Origin of the sequence: Krasilnikovia sp. M28-CT-15, from assembly GCF_047159595.1 — a bacterium.
Taxonomy (GTDB): Bacteria; Actinomycetota; Actinomycetes; order Mycobacteriales; family Micromonosporaceae; genus Actinoplanes.
The window spans coordinates 21,671-28,798 of record NZ_BAAGAK010000002.1; the positions used below are offsets into that span (position 1 = coordinate 21,671).

At 70.1% G+C, this 7,128-nt stretch carries 2 protein-coding genes; both read left to right on the plus strand.

The window, feature by feature from the left end; genetic code table 11:
• Nucleotides 1-127 precede the first annotated feature (127 nt).
• A complete protein-coding gene (locus tag ACMCNO_RS34540) occupies nt 128-4,576 on the plus strand; it encodes a DUF927 domain-containing protein (RefSeq protein ID WP_412753960.1) in 4,449 nt (1,482 codons plus the stop codon).
• A 3-nt stretch (nt 4,577-4,579) separates the two neighbouring features.
• A complete protein-coding gene (locus tag ACMCNO_RS34545) occupies nt 4,580-5,146 on the plus strand; it encodes a hypothetical protein (protein ID WP_412753961.1) in 567 nt (188 codons plus the stop codon).
• Nucleotides 5,147-7,128: the final 1,982 nt, after the last annotated feature.

Consider the following 7,128-nt stretch of genomic DNA (forward strand, 5'->3'; position numbering starts at 1 on the left):
TGCACAGACACAGAGAAAAGGCCCGGAGCCACCGGGCTCCAGGCCTTTTCTTCGTCTGTGCCGCCAGTTGGCGCTGGCGGCGAGCGTTGTCCCTGACCAAAGTTCAAACGCAGAGTGAGGCTAACACGTGGCCCTCCACGTGGCCCAGCATCGGGCCGATGGCACCAGCTTTGAGCGTGTCCACACCGCCCTGGAGGCGACCGGCTGCACCCCGCGGCCCCGCGGCACCACACACCTGGACGCGCGCTGCCCCGCCCACGACGATCACCGGCCGTCGCTGTCGGTGGACTGGCGCGACTCCGGCGACCGCGGTGGCCTGACCGTCGTCTGCTGCCAGACGGGCTGCCCCGCCGACGCCGTGGTGTCAGCGCTGGGCCTGTCGCTGGCCGAGCTGTTCGACTCGTGGGAACCCCGCACCGACGTCGTGGCCAGCCCACCGGCGCCCACCACCGGCAAGCCCGCCCCCGGCCACAAGGCGCCGGCCCGTGCCCCCCGTCCGCGCCGCGGCTGGCCCGCCGCCGGCACCCTGACCGACGTCTACCCGTACCGGCGCGACGGCCAGCTCGTCGGCGAGGTGGGCCGGTTCACCGACGCCGACGGGGCCAAGACCTTCCGGTGGCGCCGCCCCGTGCCCGACCGGCCCGGCTTCTGGCTGTTCGAGAAGCCCGCCGACGTGCCGCTGTACCGCCAGGACGAGGCCGCCGCCGCGATCACCGAGGGCGCGCCGGTGTACGTGGTGGAGGGCGAGAAGGACGCCAACGCCGCCGCCGCGGCCGGCGCCGCCGCCGTCACCAAGCCCAACGGCGCCTGCAAGACCGCCACCGACTGGCGACCCGAGTGGACCGCCGTGCTGGCCGGCGCCCGGGTGCGCGTCGTGGCCGACCGCGACGAGGCCGGCTACCGGCACGCCGCGATCGTCGCCGCCGCCCTGACCGGCACCGCCGCAGCCGTCGACGTCGTACAGACCCCGCTGGAGGCCGACAAGGCGGACCTCGCCGAGCACCTGGCCGCCGGGCTCACCCTCGACGCCCTGGCCGCGGTGCCCGCCGAGCTGCTGCCCGACGTACCCGCCCCACCCCCGGCCGCGGTCGTGGTGCCGTTCCCCACCCAGCGCCGCCGCAGCCCCGGCGGCGGCGGCGACAGCGGCGCCCCCGACGACGCGCCGGCCAGCCCGCGGTACCGCGTCGCCATGTCGCAGGGCGCCTGGCGCTACTCCACCGGCGAGGACAGCGACGGCATCCCCCGCGGCCTGTACCGCAAGGTGGGCCGCGAGGACGCCGACGCCGGCGAGATCCCGGGCTGGGCCAAAGTCGCCGAGCTGCCGTACGTGCTGGAGCGGCTGTCGCGCCGCGACGGCGACGGCCGCCGCACCGGCCTGGACTTCCGGCTGTCCATGCACCCGGACGGCCGCGACGCCGTGGTCTGCGACGGCGACGAGATCAAAACCGGTGAGTGGGCGGCGCGCCTGGACGTGGCCCTGTCCGCCGACGACAAGATTCAGAAGGCCGCCGCGACGGCGATCCGCGACGCCGCCCAGCGCTTCGCCACCGCCCGCGAGATCACCGCCCGCTGGGTCAACGGCGCCCTGGAGCTGGCGCCGCGCGACGTCGGCCCGCGCGGTTACGGCGACATCGGCGACCCGGCCAGCACCGGCGTGCCGCCCGGCGTCGATGCCGCCGCGCTGCCCGCGTCCCCGATGGAGGCGTGGCGCGAGCTGGCCTCGATTGCCACGGCGAACCCCAAGCTGGCGCTGATCGTCGGCGCGGCGATGAACAGCGCGTACGTCGTGCCGCTCAAGCGCAAGTCGTTCATCTGCCTGCTGACCGGCGCGAGCAGCATGGGCAAGACCACCGGGATGATCGCGGCCAGCGCCGTGCACGGCGACCCCGAGCATCTGGTGCAGGGCTGGAACACCACCACCATCGGCCTGACCGCCGAGCTGGGCGAGCTGGCCTGCCTGCCCGCCTTCCGCGACGAGTTGAGCGCCGCCGGCCTGACCCCCGCCGCGCTGGAAACGCTGCTGCTGCGCCTCACCGACGGAGCGCAGCGCACCGGCGGCAAGCGGCTGGGCGGCGCCAAACGATCCGCACCGTGGAAGGGCGGGCTGTTCACCGCTGGCAACCACACGATTCTGGGGCGGATCGCCAACGAGGCCCTGGCGGCGCGCGTCCTGGAGATTGCCGTACCGATCGTGTCCACCGCGGCCGAAGCGGAGCGCGTCGAACTGCTGGCCAGCGTCTTCTACGGCTGGCCGATGCGCTGGGCGATGACCGACCCGCCCACCCTGGAGCAGGTCGACGCCGCGGTCATGCGCGCCGAACAGGCGCTGCAACTGCCCGGCGGCGGCATCGCCCGCCGGCTGGCCCGGCACGCCGCCCTGGCCGTCGCCGGCGCTGAGCGCCTGGAACAGCTCACCGGCGCGGCCGGGCTGCGCGACGCGGCCGTGACCGGGGGCCGGGTCGTGCTCGACGGGCTGATCGCCGAGCTGGCCGAGCGCGGCGTTACGCCGGGCGAGCGACTGCTGTCCGCCGTGGTGCAGGCCGTCACCTCGCGCCCGGCCTCGTTCCCCACCAAGAGCGACTACCTGACCACGCTGGAGGGCGTGGCAGGGGGCCGGCTGCCCGGCCAGGTGGAGGGCTTCACCCTGGACCCGGCCGCCGACGGCCGCCAGCGCGTCGCCGTGCTGACCACCTACATGGACGCCATCGCCGGATCGGTGGGCATGGACGACGCCCTTCCCGGCCTGCGGCAGCTCCGCGAAGAGAAGGCGCTGGAGACCTCCGACGAGGCAGACGGGCGCCTGCGCAAACAGGAGCGCGTCGGCAAGTGGCGCCCGTCCTGCTACGTGCTCCGCATCCCCGACGAGAGCACCCCGCCCCGACAGGCCACACCCACCACGCCGGACGCACTCCCGCCCCCACCGGCCCCCGAACCGCCGCCCACCGCTGCACCGGAGCAGGCAGAAATGCAGATTTCTACATCGCCTGAGCAGCAAGAATCCAAGAAGAGGGGAAGACCGACGCCGCCCACACCGAGCCCCGTCGAAGGAACACACACCGTCGCGGCCGTGCTGTCGGCCGACACCGCACACCTAGTCACCCCCGGCGCCGATACCGCCCAGGCCTTGCCGCTGCCAACCCCCGCGGCCTGCCTCGCCGATCTGCTCGACTGGGCTGAGCAGACGGGCCTGGGCTGGCCCGAACCCACCGGCCTGCGTCGCCTGCGCGATGACGGCCAGCTCTGGCTGCTCCGCACGCTCGCCACACGCCTGGGCCTACCGGAGAAGCCGCCCACCGGCGGCAGTGCCGCGGGCAAGGACCTGCACGAGCGCATCGCCGCCGAGCTGGCCCCCCGCGGCTGGAAGATCGGCGCGCGGGCGTTCCTTGCCGAGAGGGGCGAGTCCCCGCATTGGTGGATCAACGCCTACCGGGAGGCCGGCGCGGGAATCCGCGTGGTGCTGCCGCACTGGACGGCCTCCCGGCCCAGCCTGGACTGCCCGCTGCTGGACGACGAGACCGGCCACGACCCGGACCCGCAAGACCTGGCCGAACGCCTGATCATGTTTGTCGAGACCACGGGCACCGCCTGGTCCATCTCCAGCGCGGTTACCGGACAGAACCTCATCGAGCGCACGCGGGTACGCGCCTCCAAGCGCCTGATCGAGCCGGCGGCCCCACCGCCGCCGGCCACCGACCGGGCCTTGGCGGAGACCGACATCTACTGGCAGCGCCCGCCCACCCCGATCGAGGCGGGCCAGGCGTACGTGCACGCCTTCGACAAGAACGGCATGAGGTTGTCCGCGATGGGCGCCGTGTACGTGGGCGTGGGCGCCGCCGAGCACCACCCGGGCGCCACCTTCGACCCCAAGGTGCCCGGGTACTGGCAGATTGAGCCGGGTGAGTGGGAACGGGACATGCTCCCCAACCCCTTCGACCCCTCGTCCCGCGGGCGCACCGGTCCGATCTGGCTCACCACACCAAGCCTGGATTTCGCCCTCCGGGCCGGCTGGTGGGACGGCACCGTGCTCGACGCCTGGCTGTGGCCGGCGATCGACGGCGCCCGCGCGCAGCGTCCCGGCGTGCGCTACTTCGAGCAGGCGTACGAGCTGCTGCGCGATGCCCGCGAGTGGGTGATGCCCGCCCGCGACAGCCATCCGTTGTTGGCTTCCCTCGACCGGGCGTTGAAGGTCACCTACACCGCGCCCATCGGTAAGTACGGTGCGAAGGCCGTGGCCGGCGAGCGGCTGTACCGGCCCGACTGGCAGCACCACATCATGGGCCAGGCCCGCGCCAATCTGCTCCGCAAGGTGGCCGCCGTCGCCGAGAACACCGCGCGTTACCCGCTCGCCGTGGCGATCGACTGCGTGCTGTACGCCAGCGACAACCCCGACCCGGCCGCCGTCGCCGCCGAGCTGGGCCTCGGCCCCAAGGATGATCCCGGTGGCCTCGACCCTGTGCGCCTGGCCTACTTCAAACCCGCTGGCACCGCCCCGATGAGCGAGGTTGCCCCGCTGCTGTCCCACCGCGCCCCGCGGCTGCACCGCGAGCTGATGGACCTGTTCGAGAAGGAGGCGTAGTCCATGGCCGACGTCACTGGAGACCTGTGGCGCGCCGTCACCGGCCGCGCCGGCGGCCGTGCCCCGGAGAACGTCCGCGACGCCGTGGACCGGCTGGAGCAGGCCGGCGCCAGCAAGAAGGATCTTGCCCAGTTCAAGAAGGATCTCGCCGCCGCCCTCGGCGTGACCGTGCGTCAGGTTCAGCGCATGACTACCCGCACCGGCAGCGAGACACGCAGCGACAAGCGGCACGCAGGCAGGATCCGCGAGTTCGTGCAGAAGGACTCGCGGGTGCGTGCCGCCGCTGGCAGCCAGCGCCGTAAGAGCCGAATGCGGAACAAGGGCGCGAAACTGAAGATCAAGGGCCGTCAGGGGCCGAAGGTGGGCAAGTCCTGGCCTACCCGGGACCGCCTGGTCGAGCTGGACCTCGACCCGTACGAGATGGAAGCACTCCTGGACGCCTGGGAGAACGGCGACGACGACACCGCCCTCGAAACGCTCCAGGACGCCCTGGAGGACGAGGGGTACCCGCCTAACTGGAGCTGGGAAGACGGTGCCGCTGTCGAGTTCCTGGGCTTGTCATACGACTGAGTGAACCTCCTTCGTAGCAGTAACTTTCCGGGCGCCCACGCCCGGCTCCCAGAGGGCTCCCTAGCTCTGTTTCTCAAGACAAGGCGAGCGCTATAACGAAGGACTGCCGCGTTCGCTGGCCCGATCGGGCAAGGCAATTCCTGGTTCTGTGCAGGGAAGGCTGACAGCCCACACCCGTACGTGGGATTCGCCGTATTCCCCCGCTTCTGCGTACTGCGTTCGCGGCGACGCCACCCGTTGGGACCTTGGGATGAAGGGTGGACATGACAACGGCCCTCCCGAGGCACCGGGAGGGCCGTTACCCGCAGGCCCGTCCGCCCAACTGCGACAGAACCCTGGGGGCGTCTTTGCCCAGGTCACGCTGCGTGTTGACTTGCGTTACGCATGACGCTGGTACTTGGCGAGTATGGCACAGTCCGTGCGCTTGGCGCTGCAACGGGGGGCATGTCGTTGAGACTTTCTGCTCGGATTCTGCTGTTCAATCTCCTGCTATTTACGCTCTCACTGAGGATGAAATTGGTCGAGTTATGTACCGGGATTTCTCGGGTAGTTGTAGACGGGATTTCTACGCGATGTTGAGCGAACATCCGCGAACAAATCGGATGCATATGACGTGGAAAAGACAGGCAAAATATTCGACAATCCTGTCGGTACTCGTCGCATCCGGAGTCCTGGACGTCGGGCGGGAGCGCCTGTTGACCGCATAGCCCCTTTGCGGTCGACACATATGTCTGGGTACCCGGACAGAGGTGCGCCTCGGTCGTTCTGATGTGCTTCCGCACGCCCGTCCTTGCCCGTCCAGCCACACCCGAGCAGGGCGCCTGACCAGGCCATACGAAGCCGGACCGACGTTGGTGGTTGTCGTAGCGATGTGGTATCACGCGCACACACACGCAGGTTCACGGGCGCACGGGCGCACGGGCGCGCGCGCGATGGAAACAACAGGAAACGTTTATGATGCGGGCCTCCGCGAATGCGCCCCGTGGGCAGGGGACTGCCACCGCCTACCACGGCCTAGACACCCCAGTGCACCCGAGTGCATGTCAGTGCATGACCATGCCACATGGCTGACTCGTCGGAGCGCTGACGCAGTGTTTTGTTTCCCAGACAAATCGTCGCGCCTTGGTGACGGAATCGCCCGACACGGAACGCGCGACACGGGTGGATGTCACCGATAACCGCACCGCTATGCCATCATTGTGGCCTGGCCCCGCCGGAGGTGATCCGCGAGTGTTGGGGGGATGGGAAGGCACGCCCGTCCTGACCGCCGCCGTGGAGTGTTCCTCGCTTCGGGCGGACCAGCGTCCCTGCAAGTCCCGTCCGCCCAACGGACCGATCCCCACGAGGGGAGGAACACCCAATGGACTTCACTCTCTCCCTGCGTCTGCAGGGCGCGGTGGCGATCCGGATCTTAGTGATCATCACCGTCGTCATGTGTGCAACCGCAGCTCCGTGGATCATGTAATTGAAATCTTGAAGTTCCCGAACGCCCTCGCCCATGTGGTGGGGGCGTTCGGCTTTCCAAACGGCGGGGCTGCCCGCCGGCCTGGGGGCGCCGCAGCCGTCAACGGGGGTGGCGCGCCGGCCCCCGTTTGGGGTTAGGCGGCCAAACTCTCAGCGGCCCGACATATGTTCGATGCGCGATTTCCGCTCCTTGGCGCGCGGCAGGCCCCCTCGATAGAACCGCCCAGCAGAGCTTGTGCGGAACTTTCGTTACCCCGAACAGGGCTTCCTAGGGTTTTCGCATTTGATGCGTCTATCAAGCTGTCAGGCGAGTCTGGCAAGGTCAAATCCGGTGTGGATGGTGGCGCGAAGCGCCGCCGGTCATGCTGAATTCTAGAAATCTGCTTTTGCAGATTTCTGCATTTCTACACCGTCTGAGCTGCGGTTTTGGCACACGATCACACTCAACGGACATCCTCGGCGCGTAGCGCCGAGCTCCCTGGAGACGGGCGCGTAGCGCCCTCGATCCGCCAGGAGCG

Coding starts and splice junctions, on each gene's coding strand:
- ACMCNO_RS34545 (WP_412753961.1), top strand. CDS start 4,580: ATGGCCGACGTCACTGGAGACCTGTGGCGCGCCGTCACCGGCCGCGCC.